The organism is Marinomonas sp. THO17 (assembly GCF_040436405.1).
Classification (GTDB): domain Bacteria; phylum Pseudomonadota; class Gammaproteobacteria; order Pseudomonadales; family Marinomonadaceae; genus Marinomonas.
The window spans coordinates 1,295,729-1,320,713 of the sequence record NZ_AP031575.1 but is presented as its reverse complement, the minus strand read 5'-3'; the positions used below and the strand labels follow the sequence as shown (position 1 = coordinate 1,320,713).

Annotated in this window: 23 protein-coding genes; 11 read left to right on the top strand and 12 right to left on the bottom strand. The window is 44.2% G+C overall.

What is annotated here, in order from left to right; genetic code table 11:
• The first annotated feature begins 5 nt into the window (after positions 1-5).
• The gene (locus tag ABXS85_RS06260) at positions 6-1,394 is read left to right on the top strand and encodes a peptidoglycan DD-metalloendopeptidase family protein (RefSeq protein ID WP_353669182.1); all 1,389 of its coding nucleotides are present in this window, start codon (positions 6-8) and stop codon (positions 1,392-1,394) included.
• Between the two features lie 46 nt (positions 1,395-1,440).
• Here ABXS85_RS06260 and ABXS85_RS06255 read toward each other — a convergent pair whose 3' ends face one another.
• A complete protein-coding gene (locus ABXS85_RS06255; protein WP_353669181.1) occupies positions 1,441-3,564 on the bottom strand; it encodes a TRAP transporter permease in 2,124 nt (707 codons plus the stop codon).
• Between the two features lie 73 nt (positions 3,565-3,637).
• On the bottom strand, positions 3,638-4,666 hold the full coding sequence (locus ABXS85_RS06250; protein WP_353669180.1) for a TAXI family TRAP transporter solute-binding subunit: 1,029 nt from the start codon (positions 4,664-4,666) through the stop codon (positions 3,638-3,640).
• 624 nt (positions 4,667-5,290) lie between these two features.
• On the opposite strand from ABXS85_RS06250, the gene ABXS85_RS06245 reads away from it, so the two are divergent.
• The 4 genes from ABXS85_RS06245 (at position 5,291) to ABXS85_RS06230 (ending at position 9,437) form a co-directional block, all read left to right on the top strand.
• Positions 5,291-5,911 carry an HAD family phosphatase gene (locus ABXS85_RS06245; protein ID WP_353669179.1) on the top strand — a complete coding sequence of 207 codons (621 nt, stop codon included), beginning with the start codon at positions 5,291-5,293 and terminating at the stop codon, positions 5,909-5,911.
• A gap of 11 nt (positions 5,912-5,922) precedes the next feature.
• Complete coding sequence (locus ABXS85_RS06240; protein WP_353669178.1) at positions 5,923-6,675, top strand: class I SAM-dependent methyltransferase; 753 nt, start codon at positions 5,923-5,925, stop codon at positions 6,673-6,675.
• Positions 6,676-6,805: 130 nt separating this feature from the next.
• A complete protein-coding gene (gene acs / locus ABXS85_RS06235; RefSeq protein WP_353669177.1) occupies positions 6,806-8,764 on the top strand; it encodes an acetate--CoA ligase in 1,959 nt (652 codons plus the stop codon).
• Between the two features lie 28 nt (positions 8,765-8,792).
• A complete protein-coding gene (locus ABXS85_RS06230; protein WP_353669176.1) occupies positions 8,793-9,437 on the top strand; it encodes a response regulator transcription factor in 645 nt (214 codons plus the stop codon).
• A gap of 50 nt (positions 9,438-9,487) precedes the next feature.
• Here ABXS85_RS06230 and yidD read toward each other — a convergent pair whose 3' ends face one another.
• Positions 9,488-9,775, bottom strand: coding sequence for a membrane protein insertion efficiency factor YidD (gene yidD, locus ABXS85_RS06225; protein ID WP_353669175.1), 288 nt, complete (start codon positions 9,773-9,775; stop codon positions 9,488-9,490).
• A gap of 90 nt (positions 9,776-9,865) precedes the next feature.
• Here yidD and ABXS85_RS06220 point away from each other — a divergent pair, with 90 nt between their 5' ends.
• The 3 genes from ABXS85_RS06220 to ABXS85_RS06210 are packed head-to-tail and all read left to right on the top strand — an operon-like array spanning position 9,866 to position 13,731.
• Positions 9,866-10,732 (top strand): prephenate dehydratase, encoded by an 867-nt coding sequence (locus tag ABXS85_RS06220; RefSeq protein WP_353669174.1) that lies wholly within the window; start codon positions 9,866-9,868, stop codon positions 10,730-10,732.
• A 5-nt stretch (positions 10,733-10,737) separates the two neighbouring features.
• Entirely contained in the window at positions 10,738-12,810 is a 2,073-nt protein-coding gene (locus tag ABXS85_RS06215; RefSeq protein WP_353669173.1) for a TonB-dependent receptor, read from the top strand.
• A gap of 18 nt (positions 12,811-12,828) precedes the next feature.
• Positions 12,829-13,731, top strand: coding sequence for a hypothetical protein (locus tag ABXS85_RS06210; RefSeq protein ID WP_353669172.1), 903 nt, complete (start codon positions 12,829-12,831; stop codon positions 13,729-13,731).
• Between the two features lie 17 nt (positions 13,732-13,748).
• On the opposite strand, the gene ABXS85_RS06205 is transcribed toward ABXS85_RS06210, so the two are convergent.
• Positions 13,749-14,510, bottom strand: a complete 762-nt coding sequence (locus ABXS85_RS06205; protein ID WP_353669171.1) for an alpha/beta fold hydrolase — start codon at positions 14,508-14,510, stop codon at positions 13,749-13,751.
• A 78-nt stretch (positions 14,511-14,588) separates the two neighbouring features.
• On the opposite strand from ABXS85_RS06205, the gene ABXS85_RS06200 reads away from it, so the two are divergent.
• Positions 14,589-15,194 (top strand): CDP-alcohol phosphatidyltransferase family protein, encoded by a 606-nt coding sequence (locus ABXS85_RS06200; protein WP_353669170.1) that lies wholly within the window; start codon positions 14,589-14,591, stop codon positions 15,192-15,194.
• 17 nt (positions 15,195-15,211) lie between these two features.
• Here the strand turns inward: ABXS85_RS06200 and yfaE are convergent, their stop codons facing one another.
• From yfaE to ABXS85_RS06180, 4 genes are all read right to left on the bottom strand, one after another.
• Positions 15,212-15,544 carry a class I ribonucleotide reductase maintenance protein YfaE gene (gene yfaE / locus ABXS85_RS06195; protein WP_353669169.1) on the bottom strand — a complete coding sequence of 111 codons (333 nt, stop codon included), beginning with the start codon at positions 15,542-15,544 and terminating at the stop codon, positions 15,212-15,214.
• Complete coding sequence (nrdB, locus tag ABXS85_RS06190) at positions 15,528-16,661, bottom strand: class Ia ribonucleoside-diphosphate reductase subunit beta (RefSeq protein WP_353669168.1); 1,134 nt, start codon at positions 16,659-16,661, stop codon at positions 15,528-15,530. Before nrdB ends, yfaE begins: the two co-directional genes overlap by 17 nt.
• Before the next feature lie 124 nt (positions 16,662-16,785).
• A complete protein-coding gene (gene nrdA / locus ABXS85_RS06185; RefSeq protein ID WP_353669167.1) occupies positions 16,786-19,050 on the bottom strand; it encodes a class 1a ribonucleoside-diphosphate reductase subunit alpha in 2,265 nt (754 codons plus the stop codon).
• A 301-nt stretch (positions 19,051-19,351) separates the two neighbouring features.
• Positions 19,352-20,080, bottom strand: a complete 729-nt coding sequence (locus tag ABXS85_RS06180) for a heparan-alpha-glucosaminide N-acetyltransferase (protein ID WP_353669166.1) — start codon at positions 20,078-20,080, stop codon at positions 19,352-19,354.
• 23 nt (positions 20,081-20,103) lie between these two features.
• Between ABXS85_RS06180 and ABXS85_RS06175 the strand changes: the two genes are divergently transcribed.
• The gene (locus tag ABXS85_RS06175) at positions 20,104-20,667 is read left to right on the top strand and encodes an alpha-ketoglutarate-dependent dioxygenase AlkB (RefSeq protein WP_353669165.1); all 564 of its coding nucleotides are present in this window, start codon (positions 20,104-20,106) and stop codon (positions 20,665-20,667) included.
• 12 nt (positions 20,668-20,679) lie between these two features.
• Here the strand turns inward: ABXS85_RS06175 and pdxH are convergent, their stop codons facing one another.
• Genes pdxH through ABXS85_RS06155 form a run of 4 tightly spaced genes read right to left on the bottom strand, consistent with a single transcriptional unit; the run spans position 20,680 to position 24,648 of the window.
• Entirely contained in the window at positions 20,680-21,324 is a 645-nt protein-coding gene (pdxH, locus tag ABXS85_RS06170; RefSeq protein WP_353669164.1) for a pyridoxamine 5'-phosphate oxidase, read from the bottom strand.
• A gap of 2 nt (positions 21,325-21,326) precedes the next feature.
• On the bottom strand, positions 21,327-21,959 hold the full coding sequence (gene coq7 / locus ABXS85_RS06165; RefSeq protein WP_353669163.1) for a 2-polyprenyl-3-methyl-6-methoxy-1,4-benzoquinone monooxygenase: 633 nt from the start codon (positions 21,957-21,959) through the stop codon (positions 21,327-21,329).
• Positions 21,960-21,972: 13 nt separating this feature from the next.
• Complete coding sequence (locus tag ABXS85_RS06160; RefSeq protein WP_353669162.1) at positions 21,973-22,314, bottom strand: histidine triad nucleotide-binding protein; 342 nt, start codon at positions 22,312-22,314, stop codon at positions 21,973-21,975.
• A 39-nt stretch (positions 22,315-22,353) separates the two neighbouring features.
• On the bottom strand, positions 22,354-24,648 hold the full coding sequence (locus tag ABXS85_RS06155) for a 7TM diverse intracellular signaling domain-containing protein (protein ID WP_353669161.1): 2,295 nt from the start codon (positions 24,646-24,648) through the stop codon (positions 22,354-22,356).
• Between the two features lie 58 nt (positions 24,649-24,706).
• Here ABXS85_RS06155 and ABXS85_RS06150 point away from each other — a divergent pair, with 58 nt between their 5' ends.
• Positions 24,707-24,958, top strand: a complete 252-nt coding sequence (locus ABXS85_RS06150) for a hypothetical protein (RefSeq protein ID WP_353669160.1) — start codon at positions 24,707-24,709, stop codon at positions 24,956-24,958.
• Positions 24,959-24,985 lie beyond the last annotated feature (27 nt).

The following is a 24,985-nucleotide window of genomic DNA, read 5'->3' as shown; positions in this document are numbered from 1 at the left end:
TATTTATGCAGTTTTTTAGACGCATACTGAATTGGTGCTTCCAAGGTCAGCATGCATGGTTCGCTTCTATAGTAGCGGTCTTTTTTATATTTTTATGGGTTTATAAAGCGCTGGTACCACCATCAGAAGGGCATGAGAAACCATTCACTTTACCCAGCAAACCTGTGGTAAATACGATTCGCCAGCACAATATTGAAGTCGCTAAGTCCGACCAAGATTATAATGCCTTGTTGTCTACCGATCCATTGCAGCAGGTTGAGCAGGCGGTCGTTAGTCCCGCTAGTATCGAATACGTTATTAAATCTGGTGATACTCTCGCCAAAATTTTTAATCGTTTTGGTTTGTCCAAAGAGTCCATGTATGCTGTGTTGGAAGCTGATCAAGAATACTTGGTATTAGAGCCATTGCTACCTAATGATAAGTTCACTTTTAAACTGGATGCGCAAGGCCAACTACAAGGCTTAACAAGGCGTTTAGACATTAGTAAGAGCGTTTCTTTCGTGCGTCATGGCAGTGGTGGTTTTACTTACGAAGAACACATCAAACCCATTAGCTATACGCAAACCAGTATACACAGCAAAATAGTGGGTAATTTTTATTTGTCTGCTAAGAAACTAGGGCTATCGGATAACAACATCCTGATCATTCATGATGTACTAAAAGGTCGAGTGAATTTCCGCAAGGACTTGCGCGCCAATGACGAGTTCGATTTGGTTGTCAAAAATGGCAGTATTGATGGCGTTCAGGTTGGCGATACACAAATTGAAGCACTGCAATTTGTGGTACAAGGCAAAACCTACCGTGCTTTTTTACACAGCGATGGGCGTTTCTATGATCAAGACGGCAAGAGTCTGACGCCAGCTTTATTACGCTGGCCAACCAGCAAACATTATCGGATTAGCTCACCCTTCAATGCCAATCGTTTACACCCTATCACAGGTCATAGGGCGCCACACAATGGCGTGGATTTAGCAACCCCAGTAGGCACCAAAATATTGGCGACGGGAGATGGTGTCGTGACACGTGTGGCCAGTCACAAGTACGCTGGTAAATACATAGTCATTGATTACACAGGACCTTATGGCGCGCGTTATTTGCACTTGAATAAAATATTGGTGAAAAAAGGGCAAAAGGTGAAGCGGGGTCAAGTGATAGCTTTGTCTGGTAATACTGGTCGAACAACGGGAGCGCATTTGCATTATGAATTGCATGTTCGTGGGCGTCCGGTCAATCCAATGACAGCAAAAATTCCGACGGCACAATCGGTACCCAGTGAGCAAATGCCTGAATACGAAGCCAGCGTTGCGCGCTGGATTGATATGATGAGTCATCCTAGTTCTGGAGCTGGTACCTTAAGCGCTACTAAAAGTACACAGGATTCTGATCAGGCATAAAAAAGCCTGACTCATGCCAAGCTTTATATACCAGAGTTTCAGGTGATTAGACGCTGGTTTTATAACTGCGATTGCCCAAGATGAACAGCACTAGGAATACACCTAAACCAATGCATTGCAGCCAGATGTCGAAATTTGGCCACAGCATTAAGACGGCCGCTGACAGAGCAAATAGGCGATATAACAAGTTTAGCTTGTCTTCTAAATACCCTTCCATCGCTGCTACTAAGGCGTATAAACCGAAAATTCCGAAGAAGCATAAACGCATCAAGGTTTCAGCGTCGCCACCAATTAACTGAGTGTAAGCCATTAAGAGAGGCACTATGTATAAGCCTTTCGCCAGCTTCCATGCGGTCATGCCGGTTAACATAGGTGGTGTTTTGGCAATGGCTGCAGCGGCGAAAGCGGTCAAACAGACTGGTGGAGTGACATTGCTGTCTTGTGATAACCAGAAGATGATCATATGCGCGGTGACCAAAATCATCGCCACATGCTCCGCTCCTAAGGCTTGATCCATCAACATGCCTTTAAAGTCGTTAGGCACTTGTGCCACCAAAGCTTGTGCTTGATCCATCGGCATACCTTGCGCTAAAGCACCCAACACACTGGGGTCAACCAACATGAAAATGGCGTGAGCCGTTTCAGGCAAGTTGCCAGAGGCGATCATGTCAACTAACTGACTTTCGGCAATCAGATTAAACAGAGCCGGTGCGGACAGGGTGCCTAAGACAATATAGGATGCGGTCACAGGTAACCCCATGCCCAGAATTAATGAGGCAATCGCCACCAAGACAATAGTGAAGAAAAGACTGCCCCCCGCCCAGTTGGTGATCAACAAGGAAAAGGTATTGCCCACGCCAGTAGTACTAATCACATTGACGACCAAGCCAATCCCTATTAATAAAACCGCTGTGGTCGACATGTTTTTGGCCCCTTGTGCCATGGCATCGAGAATTGCCACTGGCCCCATTTTATGTCTTTTTGACAGAAAAGAAGCCAAGATAACGGCAATAATACTCAAACCCGCCGCATAAGTTGGTGTAAAGCCTTGTACTAGAAGAGCGACCAACACGCCGAGAGGAATAATGTGATGCCAACCTCCTTTTAGCACTTGTGACACCACAATCTTGCTGTCTTCTTCCGTGGCAACTACCTTGCTGCGTTTGGCTTCGACGCGGACAAAAAAACCTACCGATAAAAAATACAATAAGGCCGGAATCGCGGCTGCGCCAATAATGGTGACATAAGATACTTGTGTGTACGACGCCATGATAAAGGCGCCAGCTCCCATGACGGGCGGCATCAACTGTCCACCAGTGGAAGCCGCCGCTTCAATGCCAGCAGCGAAACGGGCTGGAAAACCAGCGCGACGCATAAGCGGGATGGTAATAACGCCAGTGGAAACTGTATTGGCAACCGAAGATCCTGATACGGACCCCATTAAACCTGAGCCCAATACTGCCACAAAACCGGGTCCACCAATCATTTTACTGGCCAATGCCCGAGACAAATCTATGATGAAATCACCGGCACCCGATTTGACTAAAAAGGCACCAAATAAGATAAACATGAAGACAAAGCTCCATGAAATTCGTGAGATGGAACCAAACATGCCGTCACTACTAAAAAAGCTGCGATAGAGTAAGGTTTCCATGCTAAGGCCCGGAAAGGTAAAGATTCCGCTCAACCATTGCCCCCATACTACGACATAGCTTAGGGCAATCACAATCAATACTGGAATAAACCAGCCGCTGGTGCGTCGTATTAACTCTAATGACAACAGCACAGCCACAGCAGAGACAATCCAGTCACTGGTAACAAAAGTGACACCACGGGCATATAAAGCGTCTTCAAAAAAAATGATGTAGAACACCATACCAGCCAGAGCCAGCACTATGATGCTATCGCAAATGAGCGCCAATTTGCTGTGTTGCCATTGGGGCGCGGCGGGAATCAATAAGGCGCAGAGTGCTCCAAAGCCGGCAAAGTGAAAAGCAGATACCCATAATTCAGGTAAGGTGGCTATGGTGTTGATATAGATGTGCGCTACCGCTAAAAAAATGGATAGGGTAAAGACTAAACGATTCAGCCAAGGACCAGAACGGTATTTGGTTTCGAAGTCTTCTAGATTAATGTCTTGGTCGTTTGTGGATGGCGAAGAAGCAGTCATTAACAAGCTACCTTAGGTGAACAAAAAAAAGTATGCGCCGCACTTATGTGCGGCGCTAACAAGGTCAGGTGAATTAGTCTGCAATCAAACGTGCAGGAATATCGAGACCAACTTCACGATAGTAACGTGCTGCGCCAGGGTGGAGCGGTACAGGAAGACCTGCGATGGCTTTTTCAATCGCCATAACAGACGTCGCTTTGTGAATCGCGCTTAGGTAGCCTAAGTTTTCGTACAAAGACTTGGTTAATTGATACACATCTTCTTCTGACATATCGGCACGAGTAGCTAAGAAGTTAGGTTGTGCCACTGTGTTAATATCTTTGGTTTGACCTGGATAGGTATTGGCGGGGATCACATAACGTGTCCACAATTGGTAATCACCGTTCGCTGCCTTCATTTGTTCATCGGTAAAATCCAATACTGTTACTTTATCGCCCATAGAGGCATACAAGCGTGTTACTGCACTCACCGGAACGCCTGCCGGTGTGTTCATGCCGTCAATATTGCCATTTTGCATGGCGTCAGCACTGGCACCGTAACCCATGTAAGCCAAGCTGAATTTGTCGGGGTCAATGCCTAACCCTTTTAATTGTTGGCGACCAGAGCCTTCTGTTCCTGAGTTTTTCTTACCGATAGAGAACTTGTTGTTGGTGCCTTCTAAATCTTTTAGATCGGCTACTGTGCCTGTTTTAGCGAGCTCAGATTTAAGCACAAAGTGCTCAACGTTTTGCCATAACATAGACACTGAGCGCAGCTCGGTTTGTTTACCCACTTGTTCGAAAGGGCCTTCACCACCCCATGCCCAAGCGCCGTATAGACCTTGTAATATCGCGAATTGCGCCTGATTTTCACGTAATAATTTGATGTTCTCGCCAGACCCTGCGGAACTAATAGCAGAGACGGAAAGGCCAAACTTAGGCTCTAATTTGATCTTACTTAGGGTGGCTATAGCTACGCCGACAGGATAGTAAGTACCACCCGTAGAAGCGGTTGCTAGAATATAATTTCGCTTGTCTGCAGCGGATGCCGAGGTAGCAGAAAAGGTTAATGCTACTGCAGTAGCGCCAGTCAGAAGTGCTTTGGTAACAAATCCCAATTTCATATTATTTTTCTCCTATTTTGGGTTTGATTCAATTCTCAAATAGCGAAAACCGTACCAATTTCATAACTATATGAAAATTATAGACTTTTAAATTTCTTGCGATCAGGCGTATGACGCTTCCTCCTATTTTGAGCAATTTCTTGCTTATTTTATGGAACAAGGTATCGGCAACTTTTTGCTTATTAGAGAAGGCGTGAACAGTTTACCCAGCGACAAACGGCTGCAGCGTTGCTAAGGAAGGTGCGAATAAGTCTTCTGAGCCTCAGTCTTATCAGAGAAACGGTCTATCAAGGCAAGAGTGAGCAGGAATGTTAAGACCTTTCAATCACTCTTAACACAGAGAGGGCGTTTCTCTGAAAGACCCGAAGGGCGTGGTCTAAGCTCTCTTTATTCTTTGTTAAGCTTCTTGCCAATATGCTTATATTGGACGGCGAAACTTGCCTCTAATAAAAGAGAGTTATCCACACGCTGAAGTCAGTGGACTTGTTCGTACCTTCCTTCACATTCAGCAGGCGTATTTTTGTCTTCCCTATCAATAAGGGAAAAAAAACGATTCACTGTCTTTTTTACAATTAGATACTTTAGTATAAGCAAAAATTTGCCGACGGGGACAAAAGCTTAAAAATGACACAACAGCATCATATTCGTGTAGTAATGTTTGATCTTGGCAATGTATTAGTGGACTTAGGAGAAGTGTCACAAATGCATGCTATGTTGAATACTCAGGGAGAAGAATCGCAAGTTTGGTTGCAGTGGCTAGGATCTCCTGCGGTAAAAGCCTTTGATACAGGCAAAATTGATTTCGATACCTTTGCCAGTCGGCTGTTGGCTGAAGTAAACAGCAATGCCGATAAAGAAAGTTTTAAACAGGCTTTTCAAACATGGCCAAGAGGTTTGTTCGCTGGTGCGCTAGACTTGGTAAAGCAAGTGAAGCCAGAGTACCACAAAGCCATTTTATCTAATACCAACGCGGCGCATTGGCCAAGGTTATTGGATGAAATGGGATTGGCGGGACAGTTTCATCATTATTTTGCTTCGCATCAACTCGGCTTGGTGAAACCAGAGCCAGACATTTACCAAGTTGTATTAGACAAGTTACAGGTCCCAGCGCAGGACATTTTGTTTGTTGATGATAATCAAATCAATATTGATATGGCGCAGTCGCTTGGCATGCATGCATACCGTGTTAAAGGTGTTACTGAAGCGCGACAAGTGCTGGAAAAGTACCAGGTGTTAGTTAATTAAAGAGGGTTGTTATGCGAGTTTTTGATGGTGTCAGTTCAAGCAATTATTCACGAACTCGTCCTATGTATCCGCCAGAATTTTATTATTGGTTGTTTCAACAGGTATCAAAGCCTAATGTGGCTTGGGATTGCGCTTGTGGAACTGGACAAGTGGCGTTGGATTTAGCGGCTTATTTTGAACGAGTCGAAGCCTCTGATATCAGTGAGTCACAAATTCATGCCGCGTCACCACATCGCCGTATTCATTATCAAGTTTCGCCTGCTGAAAACACACCTTATGAAGATCAATCCTTTGATTTGGTGTGTGTTGCGCAAGCTCTACATTGGTTTGATTTAGAGGTGTTCTGGCGGGAATTAAAGCGGGTTTTAAAGCCAGGTGGCATGTTCGTGTGTATGGGCTATAACCGACTGTCGATTGGTCCACAAGAAGATAAGGCCATAAATGAACATGTTCTGCCTTTGTTAGCGCCTTATTGGCCGCCAGAAAGTCGCTTGTTGTGGAATCAATATGATGATGTGGAATTTCCTGTTGAGCTAATATCGGTACCAAAATTTGAGTTGACCTGTCATTGGACAGTCACACAAGTGCAAGATCTGATGTTGAGCTGGTCAAGCAGTCAAGCTTTCATTGCAGAACAAGGTAAATCTGGTGAGGAAGCGTTATTGCAAAGTATGGAGCCTTTACAAGCCGCTTGGCAAACTCCCAATCAAAAGCAAGATATTACCTTGCCTTTCTTTGTTAAAGCGGGTCGTTTTAGTGGCTAATAAGTTGATACTCAATATGGCATCTTGTTTTGTTCCGTGAGAAAGTAAGACTAAAGTGGAATAGCGAGCCATAGATAGGCCGTTATAGTAGTTCTGCATCCGAATAAAAACAGTAACAATGGAGCGGGTTATGAAATCTGTATATAGCGATATTTCAGTAGCAGCGGAAAAACAGGCTAATATCAGTCAGACTGAGTTTGCAAAACGCTATCAAGAATCGATTGAAAACCCAGACGAATTTTGGGGCAGGGAAGGTAAGCGTTTGGATTGGTTCAAGCCTTACAGCAAAGTAAAAAATACGTCTTTTGCGCGCGGCAATGTCAGCATCAAATGGTTTGAAGATGGTGAACTGAACGTAGCGTACAATTGTATTGATCGCCATTTACCTGCATTGGCAGATAAAGTCGCTTATTATTGCGAAGGTGATCAAGAGTCCGATGAAAAAGTGGCCATCACTTATCAAACCCTACATGATGAAGTGGGTCGCCTTGCCAATTTATTAAAACGTCAAGGGATCAAAAAGGGTGATCGTGTCGCTATTTACATGCCTATGATTCCTCAGGCTGTCTACAGTATGTTGGCTTGTGCTCGAATTGGTGCGATTCACTCAGTCATCTTCGGTGGTTTCTCTGCTCATGCCATTGCTGATCGCCTTAATGATTGTGGTGTTAAGCTGGTGATTACGGCTGACGAAGGTAAACGCGCAGGTAATACCATTCCTCTCAAACATAATGTCGATATGGCATTGGAAGACAATGCTTGCCCAAGTGTGGAAAGTGTCTTGGTGTATCGCTACACGCAAAAAGACATTCCTTGGCTTGATGGGCGCGATCTGGATTGGGCGAAAGAAGTTGCGAATGAAAGCACAGAGTGCCCTGCAGAGCCTATGAATGCCGAAGATCCTCTGTTTATTCTGTACACTTCAGGTTCCACTGGTAAACCAAAAGGCGTGGTGCATACCACAGGTGGTTATCTTGTTTATGCGTCCATTACCCATGAGTTGGTGTTTGACCTCAAAGCAACCGATGTTTATTGGTGTGCTGCGGACGTAGGTTGGATCACAGGTCATAGTTACATGGTATATGGTCCACTTGCCAATGGGACGACCAGTATTTTATTTGAAGGGGTACCAACCTTCCCAGATTCAGGTCGTATTGGCCGAGTGGTGGATAAGTTTGGTGTGACCATTTTGTACACAGCACCAACGGCTATTCGTGCGTTAATGGCAAAAGGCGATGAAGCGACGAAAAGCAGTGAACGTAAATCATTGCGTATTCTTGGTAGCGTGGGTGAACCCATCAACCCGGAAGCTTGGTCTTGGTATTTCAGTGAAATAGGCAATTCCTCTTGTCCAATTGTGGATACTTGGTGGCAAACCGAAACGGGTGGCATGATGATGACGCCGAGAGTAGGTCAGGGTGATGCCAAGCCAGGTTTCTGTACTGGTCCCTTATACGGTGTACAACCTGCTTTGGTGGATGCACAGGGAGATATCCAAGGTCAGCAAGGTGTGTTAGTGGAAGGTGGTTTGGTGCTGACCGATTCTTGGCCGGGACAAGCGAGAACCGTATACGGTGATCACGAACGTTTCGAACAAACTTACTTTAGTACTTTCGATGGTATGTATTTTACGGGTGATGGTGCGTCTCGGGATGAAGAGGGTCATTATCTTATAACAGGGCGAATGGACGATGTATTAAATGTGTCTGGGCACCGTTTGGGGACAGCGGAAATTGAAAGTGCCTTGGTTGCTCATCCTGCCGTTGCAGAAGCCGCGATTGTTGGCTATCCGCATGACATCAAAGGTCAAGGCATTTACGTTTATGTAACGCCTGTGGTGGGGGTTACGCCAGATGATGAACTGAGTAAGTCACTGAAGCAATTTGTGCGTCAAGAAATTGGTCCAATAGCCACGCCTGATTTGATCCAATGGGCGAGTCGCGGCTTGCCGAAAACACGTTCTGGTAAAATTATGCGTCGTATTTTGCGCAAAATTGCCGCCAATGAACAGGATCAATTAGGTGATACCAGCACACTCGCGGATCCAAGTGTGGTTGATGATTTGATCGAAAACCGTTTAAATGGGTGACATAGTCCCTAATTTAAAAGGATAACAAGTGCTGTCACTGGTAATTGCGGATGATCATCCATTATTTCGCAGTGCGTTAAGTAGCGCATTGCAGAAGGAAATGCCCAATCTACACATAGTCGAAGCCAATGATTTGGATTCGACTATGTCGTGTCTGGAGCAAGCAAGTGAATTAGATCTCTTATTACTGGATTTGAATATGCCAGGTAGTGGGGATTTGTACGGTTTAATCCGTATTCGAAAAGCCTATCCAGATGTCCCGGTGGCTATCATTTCTGGCAGTGAAGACAGTGCTTTGGTTGCCAAAGTAATCGAAGCGGGTGCTTTGGGGTTCATTTCAAAAACCAGCGAGCCCAGTACTTATGTGGAAGCCATTAACGCTATTTTAGATGGCGATATTTGGTTGCCAGAGGCTATACAGCAAGCGGTTAAGAATCAGCCAAAATCGGATCTTACCATGCAAAAACGCGTGGCAGAGCTAACGCCACAACAATATAAGGTATTGTGCTATTTACATGAAGGTTTGTTGAATAAGCAAATTGCCTACGAACTGGCCATTTCAGAAGCCACAGTGAAAGCACACATTACCGCCATTTTCCGTAAATTGGAAATTAACAATCGCACTCAAGCTGTGCTGGTGGCCAGTGATTTGAAATTGACCATGTCTGCCTAACGACGGTAACTTAACCGCAACTTAAAGGTCACAAACAGAGACTGTCGTTTTCAGTCTTTGCTCTTATTTAACTGGCTGTTAGAGGGGCTGTCAGCGTTGTGACAGCAAGATTGGTGTGGTTCTTTCTCTGGCACTGGGTCTTCTCCGCCTTCATGCCAAGGGTGACATTTCAATAATCGTCGCATGCTCAAATAACTTCCTTTTATGATACCAAAGCGCTCAATTGCCTGAATACTGTACTGAGAGCAGGAAGGGTAAAAGCGGCAATTATTTCCCAGTAAGGGACTAATACAATACTGATATATTTTGATTATGAAGATGGCAATGGCTTTCAGCATAGTATGTAAGTAATTTGTTAGATTAAGGATGTAACTAGCAGACTCTATTTGATAATGTAAGATAACGAAAGCCTTAAGATGTATTATATTATGCCAGATTCTTCTTTAACACTGGGTGCCGGTCAAATAGTCGCTTATCAAGGTGAACCGGGTGCCTATTCCCACCTAGCATGCAAACATACCTTTCCAGATTGGAATACATTCAACTGCGCCACTTTTGCTGATGCCTTGCAGATGGTTGAGAAGGGTGACGCTTATTACGCCATGATACCAGTAGAAAACTCAACTGCTGGTCGAGTAGAAGAGATTTATCGTGAGCTGCGTAAAACACAACTGTATGTGGTGAAAGAGCATTTTGAACCAGTAAACCATTGTCTTATTGCTCGTCATGATATGAACTTATCTGACATCACGCGCATTGGCAGTCACCCTCAAGCTTTGGCGCAATGTGATACTAATATCAAAGCCTTAGGGGCGAAAAGCCAAGCCATGTATGACACAGCTGGTGCAGCCAAACACATTGCCGAACAAGATGAGCCTGGTTTGGCGGTGATTTCTTCTGAGTTAGCGGCGGAATTATACGGCTTACAGGTATTAAAAACGCATTTTAATGATACGAAAGGAAATACGACGCGCTTTTTGGTTTTGTCTCGTCAGCAAAAAATGCCAGCTTATGAAACGGAACATACTTACATTACATCTTTTATGTTTCGAGTGCGCAACATTCCGGCTGCCTTGTACAAAGCCATGGGGGGCTTTGCCACTCAAGGCATTAACATGCTGAAACTGGAAAGTTATATGGTGAATGGAAATTTTACCGCGACTCAGTTTTATGTGGATGTGGAAGCGCATTTTCAATCACCTAAGATGCAAGCGGCACTGGAAGAGTTGCGATTCTTTTCCGAGGAAGTGCGAATTCTAGGAACCTATCTGGCGGACGAATATAGGCTTAAGTAGTAACCATGCGATTGACCGTAAGTGTGTTTTTGCTCTGGATGAGCACTGCGTCTGTTTGGGCTGTCAATGACTCCTCAAATAATGACATTCTTTCCAATGATCCATCGCTGGATGAAAAGTCTAACGAAGAAGACTCTTTCAGTGTGTCATCTTATGCAGACGCTAATGATATCAGCGGCTATGATGGTTTCTTGGATGTGATTCCTGTAGTGGTAACCCCTTCTAAAATATCCCAGCCAAGAGTGGATATCTCTTCTAGTTTGTCTGTATTGGACGGTGAATTCATTCGACGAGTCAATGTCCAGTACGTAGAGGATTTATTGCAGTTTGTGCCGGGCTTTTCTGTTGCCCCATATCATGCCTCTAGCCAAATCGTTGCTTCTTATCATGGTACCCAATTAAATCAATATCGACGCATACAGGTATTGATTAATGGTCGTTCTGTTTACAGTGTTGGTCTTGCGCGGGTGGAATGGGCAACCTTGCCCATCAGTATTGAGGATGTGGCTCGTGTGGAAGTCAACCGCGGACCAAATGCGGCCAGTTATGGCATCAATTCCTTTTTTGCTGTGGTTAATATTATTACCCGCTCTCCACTTGAAACCTTAGGTAACAGTGTTTCTACTTATGTGGGGGCTCAAGGAGATTATCGCTTGTATGGCCAGCACAGTGGCTTGAGTGGTGATTGGAGTTATCGTGCATCGGCAGCGACGAATAATATTGCGGGCTTTGATCAGGATGATGATGGAGACGAACGTCACGACGGTCATGGCACCAGTATGGGCAATCTGTTGATGATCAAAGAAACCGCCACCACGAGTTTTGATTTGGACCTCGGAGCGAGTTATTTAAAGGCCAATTTAGAACCTTCTGAATATGGTTCGAATTCATACGACATCAATGACCCTGAGCGTATTGTTCATCGAGAGCACATTAAGATGGCTTATCAGTGGCAGACATCAGAGCGTCATCAACTCAAATTACAAGCTTACTACGATAAATCGGATACCTACGAATGGCATAAGGTGACTCTGTCTCCCAGTTTTTATGCACAAATATTTGGTCGTACCATTACTTCTGATATTGAAGAATCTTATGAGCTGGATTTACTTGAGACGCGTCGTGATATTGAACTGCAAAGTACTTGGCAAGCGTCTGAGCAACTTAGAGTGATTTCAGCCTTAGGCTATCGTTGGGAAAAGGCAAAATCGGACCATTACTTATCGGGTACGGCAGAAGATGAGGTGTTTCGACTGTCTTCCAACGTGGAGTATCGAGTGAACAAGGATTGGGTGTTGAACACAGGTGCAATGTTAGAGAATAGCGACATGAGTGGGGCTTTTCTTTCTCCTAAGTTGGGTTTGACCTATAAGTTAAGTGAACAAGACTCACTGAGATTTAATGTATCTAAAGCCGTTCGCACGCCTGATTTAGCGGATGAATATTTCCGATGGCGCTTTGTATTATCCAACGGTGATACTTCAACCGTAACTTATGCAGAGGAGGGAGAAGAAGCAGAGAAAATCACCTCTTATGAGCTGGGTTATTATCATTTTTGGCCAAGTAACAGAGTCGCGTTAGACATTAAGTTATACCATGATGAAGTGGATGACATGGTACTGAGTTCAAAAGTGTTTTCAGCATTTAATGGCACCGATGAGCCAATAGAAGAAGGTGTTACTGAAGATGTTGTGATTAATGGCATAGAACTGGAATTAGATTGGCGCGCGCGATCCGGTGCCATAACTCGCTTTACTTATGCCTACCAAGATACGGACACGGAGAATGATCAAGTAAAACGTGCCACAACACCTGTGATGTTATCCGTGTTTGGCAGTGTGCCATTGGCCGATAATTGGTCGGCACAAGGCTATTATTGGTATGGTAAAGACTTAGGAGGATTGGATCATAAGCTGGTGAATTCCTGGTTGTCCTACCGTCATTCTTTCGGGCTTTATACCAAAGCGAATTTCGGTATGGGAGTAAAAGTTCGATTGGACGACAATGGTTTTATCACCAAAAATAATAATTTTGAGAAAGACGCCTATACTTATGTATTTGCCAGTCTTAGCTTTTAGCATTGGAATATGAACATTGTGAAAAGGATTTTTTCAATCATTATAGGCTGTCTGTTGGCTTGCCAAGTTTCGGCAGCCATATTTGTGTTGCATGATTCTGACGAAAGTTCAGTTCGCTCTTTGAGTTTTCAATTGTCAAAGCGTCTGTCGGTCAGCGAAACACCAATGCCTGTAAGACAAGCTTTTTTTCTGAATAACATCACTCGTATTGAGTCTCAAGATGTGGTGATTGCTATTGGATCAAAACAATTTGAACAAGCCTGTTTGGTCATGTCACGTGGTGCCATTATTGGTTTATTCATCGGCCAAGAAGAGTTTCAAAGCCTTTCAGCAAGCTGTACAGTGGCCCATTCTGCGGTATTTTCTGGCGCGCCTCTAGAGAAGCGTTTGGCCTTATTGCAAGCCATTTGGCTGGATCCTAAACCACTGGCCGTTTTGTTCTCCGACACTTTACCATTAGATCAAGCCTATATGCAGAATGTGGCGCAAGAATATGGCTTTGAATTTGTATTTTTGCAGACCAAGACAGATCGAATATCGGTTTTAAAGTCGGTCAATCGTTTGTTGGAAGAGTCTGAATTGGTCTTTGCTTTAGTAGACAGCCACTTGTTTCAGCAAGGTAATGCCCAAGACATACTCAAGCTGCTGTTTCACCAACAAAAAGTGATGGTTGGCTCTTCGTTTGCCTTTGTTCGCGCTGGCGCTTTGTTTGCTATTGATTCAGATGCGGATGCCAAATTAACCTTGTTGAGTGATATGGTCGCTCATTGGCAGGCCACGGGTATTACTCCGCCAGCCGCTTACCCAAGTATATTACGGGTGAGCTTTAACCCCTATTTGGTCAAAGCACATGGTATTGTGTTGCCCTCTCAGCTCTTTTTAAAAGAACAGTTTGGTCTGTGTTCTGACACAGAATGTTAATAAGCCAGCTGTAAATATTATCCATCCAATAGAAAACGTCTCACCAGACCAGTAAAGGGGATGGGCTTTTCTGCATGCAGCCAGTGTCCAGTACCAGCAAGTATTTTAAAGCTGGCGTTTGGAAAGGCGTCCATAATGGCGTCTTGATAATCAGCAATAATGTAATCGGAATGCTCACCCTTAATAAACAGAGTGCTTAATGGATTGCCTAGGGTCAGTTGAGGTTTTTTTAAGATAGTCGGGTAAGCATCGGCAATCTGTTCAACCGCCAAATCCAAGACTAAGCCTTGTTGTGTTTTACTGAGGTTTTTCAGTAAAAATTGACGTACTGCCATGTTGGGTTCGTATTGCGCCAACACCTTGTCTGCGTCTTTACGACTGGTAAAGGTTTGGCCTTTTAATACTTGTAGTCCTTCTAGAATGGTAGTGTGACTGGCTTGGTAGTCTACAGGGGCTATGTCAACCACAATTAACTTTTCTATCTTATTCGTGAGACTGGCCATTTGCATAGCGACTTTGCCCCCCATGGAATGGCCCAATAAATAGAAAGAAGGTAAATCAGCTTGTTCTGCCCAAGCCAATACGGCTTCGGCCATTTTAGGGTAGGAGGCTTCTTCCATAGGGGCGGATTTGCCATGATTAGGCAGATCGACACAATACACAGTAAAGTTTTCAGCAAGGGATTGGGCGATGGAGTGCCAGTTGTCCGCATTACCAAATAATCCATGAATGATAATTAAGTTCGGTCCGGTTGAACCATACTGTTTAACGTGTGTCATACTAACCTTGCTGTTCAGAATGTGCTTTTATTATATCAATTCGGTTTGGTATTCGTCTTCATTTAAGAGAAGTAACTCATGTTTGATCCTTTTTTCATTAAACACTTGAAGTCACCATTGCGTCATCTCGCTAAAGCCATTGATGCTCTTGGCATCACAGCTAATCAACTCACCATAGTGGGATTCATCATAGGAATATTGAGCCTACCTGCTTTGTATTGGCACGCTTACGATTTGGCTTTGTGGTGCGTGATCATCAATCGTTTGATAGATGGATTAGATGGTGCAGTAGCGCGTTTGCAAGGGCCAACGGATTTGGGCGGGTATTTAGACATCACCTTAGACTTCATTTTCTATTCCGCGGTGGTGTTTGGTTTTGCCTTAGCCAATCCGTTAGATAACAGCTTGGCAGCAGCGTTTTTGATTTTTGCTTTTATGGGCACTGGCAGTAGTTTTTTGGCCTTTGCGATTATGGCGCAAAAGCGCAATATTGAACGTTTGGAATACGGTCATAAATCTTTGTATTTTTTGGGTGGCTTAGCGGAAGGAGCAGAAACCATTGCCTTCTTGGTATTAATATGTCTCTTGCCAAATTATTTCAGCCTTTTGGCCTATGTGTTTGGTAGCATTTGTTGGTTAACAACAGCAACACGCTTGTATGCTGGTTATCAAACCTTACGCTAACGAAGAGGAAAAGATTGTTACTCGAAGAAAGCGATTTCAATGTCGCTTTTGACTATGGCACAACAGGCCAATAGATAACCACTTTGCACCCAAGCCATAGGCTCAAATGGGTAGCTGACTTGTCCCCACAGTAGTTTGATAGAACACGAAGAGCAGTAACCTTCACGACACTGGTATTCTACATGAATACCTGCACGCTCCAGTTGAATCAATAAGGGTTCATCTTCTGTTACCAGAATTTGCTTTTTACCCAGCAATACGCGATGAACTTGATCCTTTTCCTGAGCAGGCGATGGCACCTGTTCTGCTTGCTCAGGTTGAATTCTTTCTACTTTAGAGGTCGAAGTCATCGAAATCCGATTCGTCTAGGTCGTTATCAATCTGGCCAACTAAGTAAGAGCTGATTTCCGCTTCTTGTGGGGCAACCTGTACGTTATCGCTCACCAACCAAGCATTGATCCAAGGAATGGGGTTGTGTTTGGTTTCAAAGTAAGCTTCCAAACCAACCGCTTGCATACGCACATTACTAATGTATTCCACATACTGACCTAGAATTTGCGCATTTAGACCAATCATGGAACCATCTTTGAATAGGTAGCTGGCCCATTCTTTTTCCTGTTGAGCTGCTTCGATGAAAATCTGACGCATTTCCTCTTTGCATTGCACTGCAATGGTGGCCATTTCTGGGTCGTCTTTACCGGATGCCATTAGGTTCAGCATGTGCTGAGTACCCGTTAGGTGAAGTGCTTCGTCACGGGCAATCAGTTTGATGATTTTGGCGTTACCTTCCATCAAGGTGCGTTCAGCAAAGGCGAAGCTACAAGCAAAACTCACATAGAAGCGGATGGCTTCTAACACATTGACTGAGGCGACGGTTAGATACAGTGCTTTTTTCAGTTCCGACATGGAGATTTCAACGTCGCCTTTACCCGGAATATGAAAGGTTCCTAGGCCCATGGTGTTGTAAATATTGACCATCTCAATTAAACGGTCATAGTACTTGGAGACGCTGTCAGCACGTTTGGTGATTTCTTCGTTATTTACTATGTCATCAAAGATCTTGGTTGGATCGTTTACAATATTACGAATAATATGAGTATAAGAACGGCTGTGAATGGTTTCACTAAAGGACCAAGTTTCAATCCAGGTTTCCAGCTCAGGTAATGACACAATTGGCAGCAGTGCCACGTTGGGCGAGCGGCCTTGTACGCTGTCTAGCAAGGTTTGGTACTTTAAGTTGCTTAAGAAAATGTGTTGTTCGTGTTCTTCTAAGCGTTGAAAATCTTTGCGGTCAGTAGAGAGATCGACTTCTTCCGGACGCCAGAAAAAAGACAACTGCTTTTCGATGAGCTTTTCGAAAATAGGGTGCTTCTGCTGATCATAACGAGCCACGTTGACGTTCTCACCAAAGAACATAGGTTCTTTCATGCTGTCGAAATGTTTGCGGTTGAAAGTCGAATAACTCATCTCGCAATAATATCCTCTAAGCGCAAGGCTGCGAACTGCGTGCCTTGTTAATTAATACGTTTGGCTTTTGACATGACTAAGCCCCAATGAAATGGGGCCTAGATGTTACGTAAGTCGTGCGACTTTAGATCTTACAAGCACCGCCTGCACAATCGTCCATGTCTTCTTGTTTGTCTTCGGCCCCGTCACGAGTGTTGTGATAGTAAAGTGTTTTCACACCCAATTTATAAGCCGTTAACAGATCTTTCAAAATGACCTTCATTGGTACTTTTTGAGATTCAAATTTTTGTGGGTCGTAGTTAGTATTTGCGGAAATCGCTTGGTCAACGAACTTCTGCATGATGCCCACTAATTGCAGATAACCATCGTTGGATGGAATGCTCCACAACAATTCATAATTGTCTTTTAGGCGCTCAAACTCAGGAACCACCTGCTTCAAAATGCCATCTTTACTGGCTTTGACAGAGACGAAACCGCGTGGTGGCTCAATGCCGTTGGTCGCATTACTGATCTGAGATGACGTCTCAGAGGGCATGAGTGCTGTCAAAGTTGAGTTACGAAGGCCGTGCTCGACGATCTCTTTACGTAAAGTTTCCCAATCGTACTGCAGTGTTGGCGGGCAAACCGCATCGACTTCTTTTTTGTAACTGTCGATTGGCAAAATGCCTTTTGAGTAAGTGGTTTCGTCAAAGGCTAAGCAAGGGCCGAACTCTTTTGACAACTTGTTGGAGGCTTTCAGCAAGAAATACTGAATGGCTTCGAATGTTTGGTGAGTTAACTGGTTGGCACTGCCATCTGAGTATTTCACACCATTTTTTGCCAAGTAGTAAGCGTAGTTGATGACACCTACGCCCAAAGTACGACGTAATTCTGTCGCACGTTGAGCCGCTGGAATAGGGTAGTTTTGGTAGTCCAATAGGCTGTCCAAAGCGCGAACGATCAACTCCGCCAACTCTTCTAGCTCGTTTAAGTCTTCTAATGTACCCAGGTTGAAAGCAGACAAGGTACACAAGGCAATTTCGCCTTCTGGATCGTCGACACGCTGTAGTGGTTTGGTCGGCAAAGCAATTTCCAAACACAGGTTACTTTGTTTAACCGGCGCCAGTTTAGGGTCGAATGGACTGTGTGTATTACAGTGGTCAACGTTTTGCAGGTAAATACGACCTGTACTGGCTCGCTCAGAAGCAAACAAAGTGAATAATTCAGAGGCTTTGATGCTTTGCTTGCGAATGCTGTCGTCTTGCTCGTAAAGTGTGTACAGACGATCAAATTCTTCTTGGTCGGCAAAGAAAGCATCGTATAAACCAGGGACATCCGATGGGCTGAACAAGGTGATGTTTTCACCCTTGATCAAACGTTGGTACATCAGACGGTTGAATTGCACACCATAATCCAAGTGACGAACACGGTTTTCTTCAACACCACGGTTATTCTTCAACACCAGTAGACTTTCCACTTCCAAGTGCCAAATTGGGTAGAATACGGTCGCAGCACCGCCACGTACTCCCCCTTGTGAACAGCTTTTCACCGCCGTTTGGAAGTGTTTATAGAAAGGAATACAACCTGTGTGGAAGGCTTCACCACCACGGATGGGGCTACCTAAGGCACGGATAGCGCCTGCGTTCACACCTATGCCCGCACGCTGACTTACGTATTTCACAATCGCGCTTGAGGTGGCATTGATGGAATCCAGAGAGTCGCCACATTCAATCAATACACAGCTACTAAACTGACGGGTCGGCGTACGAATCCCAGACATGATTGGCGTTGGCAAAGAAATTTTGAATTGAGAAACGGCATCATAAAAGCGGCGGATGAAATCCAGACGTGTACTTTTATCATAGTTAGCGAACAAGCAAGCTGCGACCAGAATGTAGATAAACTGCGGGCTCTCGTATATGTCGCCAGTGACGCGGTTTTGAACCAAGTACTTACCTTCCAGCTGTTTTACTGCTGCGTAAGAAAAGTTCATATCACGAGAGTGGTTAATGAAGCTGTTTAACTGATCGAATTCTTCTGCGCTGTAATCTTCTAGCAAGTGTGCATCGTAACGGTTTTGCGCTACCAATTTTTTCACATGATCAAATAGGTGTGGTGGTTCAAAATCACCAAAGGCTTTTTTGCGCAAATGGAAGATGGCAAGGCGTGCTGCTAAATATTGATAATCCGGCGTATTCTCAGAAATCAAATCCGCTGCAGACTTGATTAGGGTTTCGTGAATATCGGTAGTGCGAATACCTTCAAAGAATTGTATTTGAGCTTTCAATTCTACTTGGGAAACAGAGACATTATCTAACCCTTCCGCGGCCCACATAATGACTTTATGAATCTTGTCTAGATCGATATTTTCGGTCGTCCCGTTACGTTTAGTAACTGTGAGAGTACTCATGCCTTAACTTCCCATTAGCGCATTATTAGAAAAAGTGTTACCACACACTATATTGTGTTTGTTTATATAAATAAACACTACATATAGTGTTTTATTCGAAAACTGTAGTGAACAATAGTGCCCAATGAATTGAAAATCAAGGCTTGAAAAACATCGAAAAATAAGAATTTTATACAGACTAAGTGGTTACTTACCTTGTTTGCCCTATCATTCGGAGATTGCCAATATGGCAACCTCTGAAAAGGTTTTTTTGTATTTTTTTATGGTAAAAATGTGCTGATTTTTATTGCACGAAAAAAGCTCAATAAAACTGATCAAGCACCATTTTGAAACCGGCAATTGCACTGAATAAAATCACTTGATGCGCTAAATAGATGGGCAGGGCATGGCGTCCCATAAAGGCCAATATCTGTACTGGAAGACTTTGACCTATATGGTATTTTTGCCAGCCAAGGTAGCCCAATATTGGCCCAATCAATACCACGCCAATCCAAGGAAAGGGAAAGACTATGTCTAGGGTACGAAATGGCAAGCTGATAAGGTGTTCTGTAATAAAGCCAAAGGCATTGGGAAAGAGTAACCAATCGGTCTGTTTATAAATGACCAGAATGCTGGCGCCGAGTAACGCAGACAACAGAGGCCATCTAAGCAAAGGGCGCGTCAATAAAGAAGCGACAAAGATAAAATGTAAAATGCCAAAGTAAATCCACTGATTAGGGACTGCCAAATAAGTGGCTAACGAGATGGCTGCGGCAGAGATAAATAACTTGATGTCTCGTGGCCAAAAGGCATTGGCTTTGTTGGATTGTAAGGCTAAATAGCCTGACCAACCGACAGCCGTTAAAAAAAGCGTTAGAATCAAGCTGCGAAAATGCACCCAAAAAGGGTCGCGAATGGAAAACTCAAGGTAGTTAAAGTGTTGCAAATCCCAACAAAAGTGGAACACTACCATAAGAGCAACCGCGAGGCCGCGATAAGCATCCAAAAACAAACTGCGGTTGTTACTAACTGACTGAATAGGGGAAAGCATTGATATCAAAGGTGCGAGTCTAAATGGCGATCAAACCATCATACCGTTACTTATTTTCCAGCTCAAGTCAGCAAGGGTTAATGGCCAAATTGCAACAACAACTAACATGGCAGCGAGAGACCTTGCGTATCTATGGTCGTGCTGTCCAGGTGCCAAGGCAAGTGGCGTTTGTCGCGGATACGGATGTCTGTTATCGCTATTCTGGCAAAGATCATCTTGGTGAAGGCTGGCCGGAAGTTTTGTTGCCAGTAAAACAAGAAGCGGAAGAGTTAGCTGGACAAGTCTTCAATGCGGTTTTGTTGAATTGGTATGAGAATGGACAAGAGTACATGGGCTGGCACGCGGATGACGAAGCCAGTCTAGGCCCTGCGCCTGTGGTGGCTATGTTGAGTTTGGGAGCGCAGCGCAGCTTTGTGTTTCGCTACAAACAAGATCACAGTATTAAGCACAGTATTGAAGTGGAAGATGCTTCTTGGTTGATCATGGCGCCCTCGGTGCAAGTCTTATGGCAGCATGCTCTGCCAGTCAGAAAAAAGGTCAAGCATGAGCGTATCAGCTTGACCTTTCGACGTCTGCTATCAGTTTGATCAGCCGTGAGATTAGGGTGCTTTACGGGTTCGGCTCCAACCCTCATCCTGTTTGGTAAAGCAAATTCGGTCATGCAAGCGGCTTGGGCGACCTTGCCAAAACTCAATAAAGCTAGGCGTTAAAACATAGCCGCCCCAGTTATCCGGGCAAGGTATCTTATCCTGCTCAGCAAACTTGGCTTGTTCTGCGGCGTAAGCGTCTTTTAATTCACCACGATTGGCAATTATTGCGCTTTGTTGAGAGGTTCTTGCAGCCAATTGACTGTCACGGGGGCGAGTGGCGAAGTAGTCGCTGGACACCTGACGTGATACTTTATCAATCTTGCCTTCAATACGAATTTGACGGGATAAAATTGGCCAGAAAAAGTTAATGCAGGCTTTGTTGTTGGCCGCAAGCTGTTGGCCTTTTTCACTGTCGTAGTTGGTGAAAAAGGTAAACCCTGAATTGTCCCGTTGTTTTAATAATACCACCCGTGAATGTGGCCAACCATCGCTATCGACTGTACTGAGCGTCATGGCGGTTGGGTCATCTGGACATTGCTCTATGGCATGTTCTAGCCACTGATCGAATAAGTCGAAAGGCTCGTCGCCAGCGGCTTCTTCAAGCAAATCATCAAATTGATAATCACGACGGATGGAATGCAAATCTCTGTTCATAATTAAACCCGATAGGTGGAAGAGGTCATGACCTTAGATATCTTGGTCATGATGTTCATCACAGGTGTAGGGAATTCATAACCACCGGCGTCCAAGGCCATAGCCTTATGTTTGGCCTCGTCTATGTGCATCTGTTCTAAAACGGCTTTGCTTTTTTGGTCTTGTTCTGGCAATTTCGCCATGTGTTTTTCAAGGTGTACGCACACTTGATCTTCGGTCGCAGCCACAAAACCTAGACTCAGCTTGTCACTGATTAACCCAGCTCCAGCGCCAATCATAAAGGAAGCGCCAAAGAACAAAGGATTGAGTAGGCTAGGATGACTACCAAGCTCGTACAAACGCTGTTCGCACCATACTAGGTGATCGATTTCTTCGTCTGCAGCCTGTTCCATCTCTTCGCGCACACTGGCCAACTTTGCTGTGGTAGCTTGACCAGCGTACAAGGCCTGGGCACAGACTTCGCCGGTGTGATTAATGCGCATCAAGCCAGCTGCATGCTTGCGCTCCTCAAAGCTTAATTCCGCTTCCTCAACAGGATTTGCGGGGGAAGGGCGTGATGCCGTTGCCGCATGAGGGACTAGGGTTTGTAGTGCGCGGTCAAACTGCAAGACCGCTTTATCAACAAAGGATGTCATGAATAGCTCCTTGTTAGCCTGGTGGCCAAGTCATACTGCGACCACCAAGCACATGCATATGTATGTGGTAGACGGTTTGACCGCCCATTTCATTGCAATTCATTACTACGCGATAGCCATCGTCACTGATGCCTTTTTGCTTGGCAACCTTGGCGGCGGTCACCTGTAACTTGCCAACTAAACTGGCGTCTTCGTCCGTTAGGTCATTCAAGGTGGCGATATGGCGTTTAGGGATCACCAAAAAATGCGTTGGCGCCTGTGGCATGATGTCTTCAAAAGCAATGACATCGTCGTCTTGGTACAAGATAGTGGCAGGGATCTCTCCCTTAACCAACTTGCAAAATAGGCAATCCATAATTACTCCTACGTATTATTTGTGCTCAGTGGATTAGCATCAAGGGCTTTTACGCAAAGCTTTGATCTTGGACAAAGGAGACGACTTAAATCGCGCGCCTTTTTGAATCAACTTGATCAAACGTGTTTCCAATTGGTCGTTGATCTCGGCAGAGGATAATAAATCATCAAAGCCAAGCTTTTGTGCGTAATCAAGTGACATTTTAACATTCTTACTGATGAGTAAGCACTGATCTTCATCGCGCATCAGTGGTAATAATCTTTGTAAGGTCACATGAGGAATATGACCCCCATTATCAAATACTAAAATAATGGAACCAGACTGACGCTGATCTGGGTTTTGAAAATACCCTAATAGAGCATCCAACTCGCTGAATTGCTCGATTTTATTACTGTGCTTGTAGGTTAGGAAGTGAGCAGTTTGCATGTCTTCATCAGATTGTCCAAAGAGCACAATATCAAAGGGTTCTGATAAATGATCTTGCATGGTGGTTTGGCGTAAATGCACGCGAATCGGCACTTGAATATTGATGATGCGATCTTGATCATTTTCCGTTTCCAGCAGCTTACCCCTTAGATGTTCAATAATGAGTTTGATGTAACTTAAACCAAGATCAAAGTGGCTGTAATGACTGTAGGCGCGAATTGGTAAAGGGTAGCATTCGATTTCCAGCATGGTGATGCCTTCACGATTTATGTCGTGGCGAATGAAATTCATATTAAGTGGTTGATCGGTGAAATGTTTAAACTCTTGTGCTAACACGACAATAAGATGCTTGATCAAGGGGGCATTTTGTAGCACCTCAACACGTTCGATATTGTTACTGTGTATGTTTAAACTGGTGTTGTCCTGATCCACTAACTGAAAAGCTTCATAGGCTTCGTCGAGCAATTTGGTTAATGCCAATGGCGTGACTTGTTCATGGAACTTATTGTCTTTGATGTCCGTCAGCACATCGACACGTTCGATCAGACTTTTCACATTTTGATTGGCCATTTCTCCAGCTTGAATATAGAAGCCATCGTCAGCGTTTTTGGCGACATGATTAACTTGTTTAAGAACTCCGCTAATCACATTGATCTGACGACGCAAGCGGCTTGATAAGTCCGATAATAAATCGAACATTTCTGCTTGCGAGTAACCGCGGCGATGAGCGTATTTCTGCAGCAGAGGCGTGGTCTGCGCTATCATACCAGTAAAATGAATCAAGGCTTCCAAAATGATGGTGACGGTTAACCCCCATTCTAATATCAATGGACTTGGAATCACTCCATAGACAGATAAAATCCACGCAAAGTGTCCGGTAAATAAGACAATGCGCGCGGTCAGATAGTAACTTGAATAGGGAACATTTTTGACGAAGGCATAGACGGCATGAAAAGTAAGAATGATAAGGGTGATCACAGCACTAGCAGATAAAATCATGATGTTGATTTTATCGGGTATAAGCGTAAATAAAATGCTCAAAATAGCATTTGAGGAACCAATGAAAAAGAGCAGCTTATCCATTATGGGCAAGTGGCGCTTGGTGTCCAAATACAAGCGAGAAAAAAACACTATAGCGGTTAAACTGCCCAATGCCGCTAAATTGTAAACGCGTTCTTGAATGCCTGGATGATAGGGGAATAACTGAGCAATAAGATCATGTAGGGTTAAGTGTAAAATGGCAATACTCACCAACATGCCACCATAAATTAGATACATGGTGCGAGTCGTTCTGACAAAGAAAAACACATTACTGACAAACAAGGTGATGAGTACACCGATCAACAAGCCGGTAAACAAGGTTTCGTTTCGCGCATCATTGCTGGCTTGAGAAAGGGTTTTCAATTCCATATTGGCATTGATGGGTAAATGTGACGACATCTTGATGTAAATGGTAAAAATGGGTGGAATATTGCTGGGCAAAGGATAGGCATAACTCAACCCATCAATCGGCAGGTTGGCATAAGGTCTTGCGCCCCCCAATTCAGCTTGTATCTGACCACCAAACAAATTGGGTAAAAATAAGTCCAGTTCTTGCAAGCGTGGCGCACTAATGTCCAACAATATAGGCGTAGGTATACTGGTCTGAATAGCCGCTTCGGTACGTATCCAAATATTGCCTTTGGTGATACCAAATTGCATATAGTCTCGTGCTAATGGTCGAAAACGCTTGGTGTACTCATCGGAAGATATTTCGTCATAGTCAAGTGTTTTGGATTCATCAATATAGTAAGAAGCACTTTGACCAATATTAAAAGACGAATGTGTGTCGTCAATGATGGCAATATTGGTTTTGCCCAAGGCTAAGTTGGAGGCAAAAAATAAAAGGAGTAAAATGAATCGAAGCAAAACACCGGCCCATGTTGTGTCTGTAAAGGCTATCATTATTAACTAGATAGGGGATTGAATGCTATATCCATTTTTGCTCGAACATTATGTTTGGTTCTGCTTGTTACTTTTACTGGTGACATGGTTTACGCGCTCGGCCAACCCAGAAAAGCGTACCAATTATATCTACGGCTATGGTTTGATAGCGACGCTCGGTTTCTTGTTGGCACTCGATTGGATGGCTGGCGTGATTTTTGGTCTACTCGTCTTGGAAATAGGCAGAGTATTTAAGGCTTGGTTAGACAAGAAAGCGGACAAATTAAAGCAATAGCTTAATTCAATATTAGGCTATCAAAAA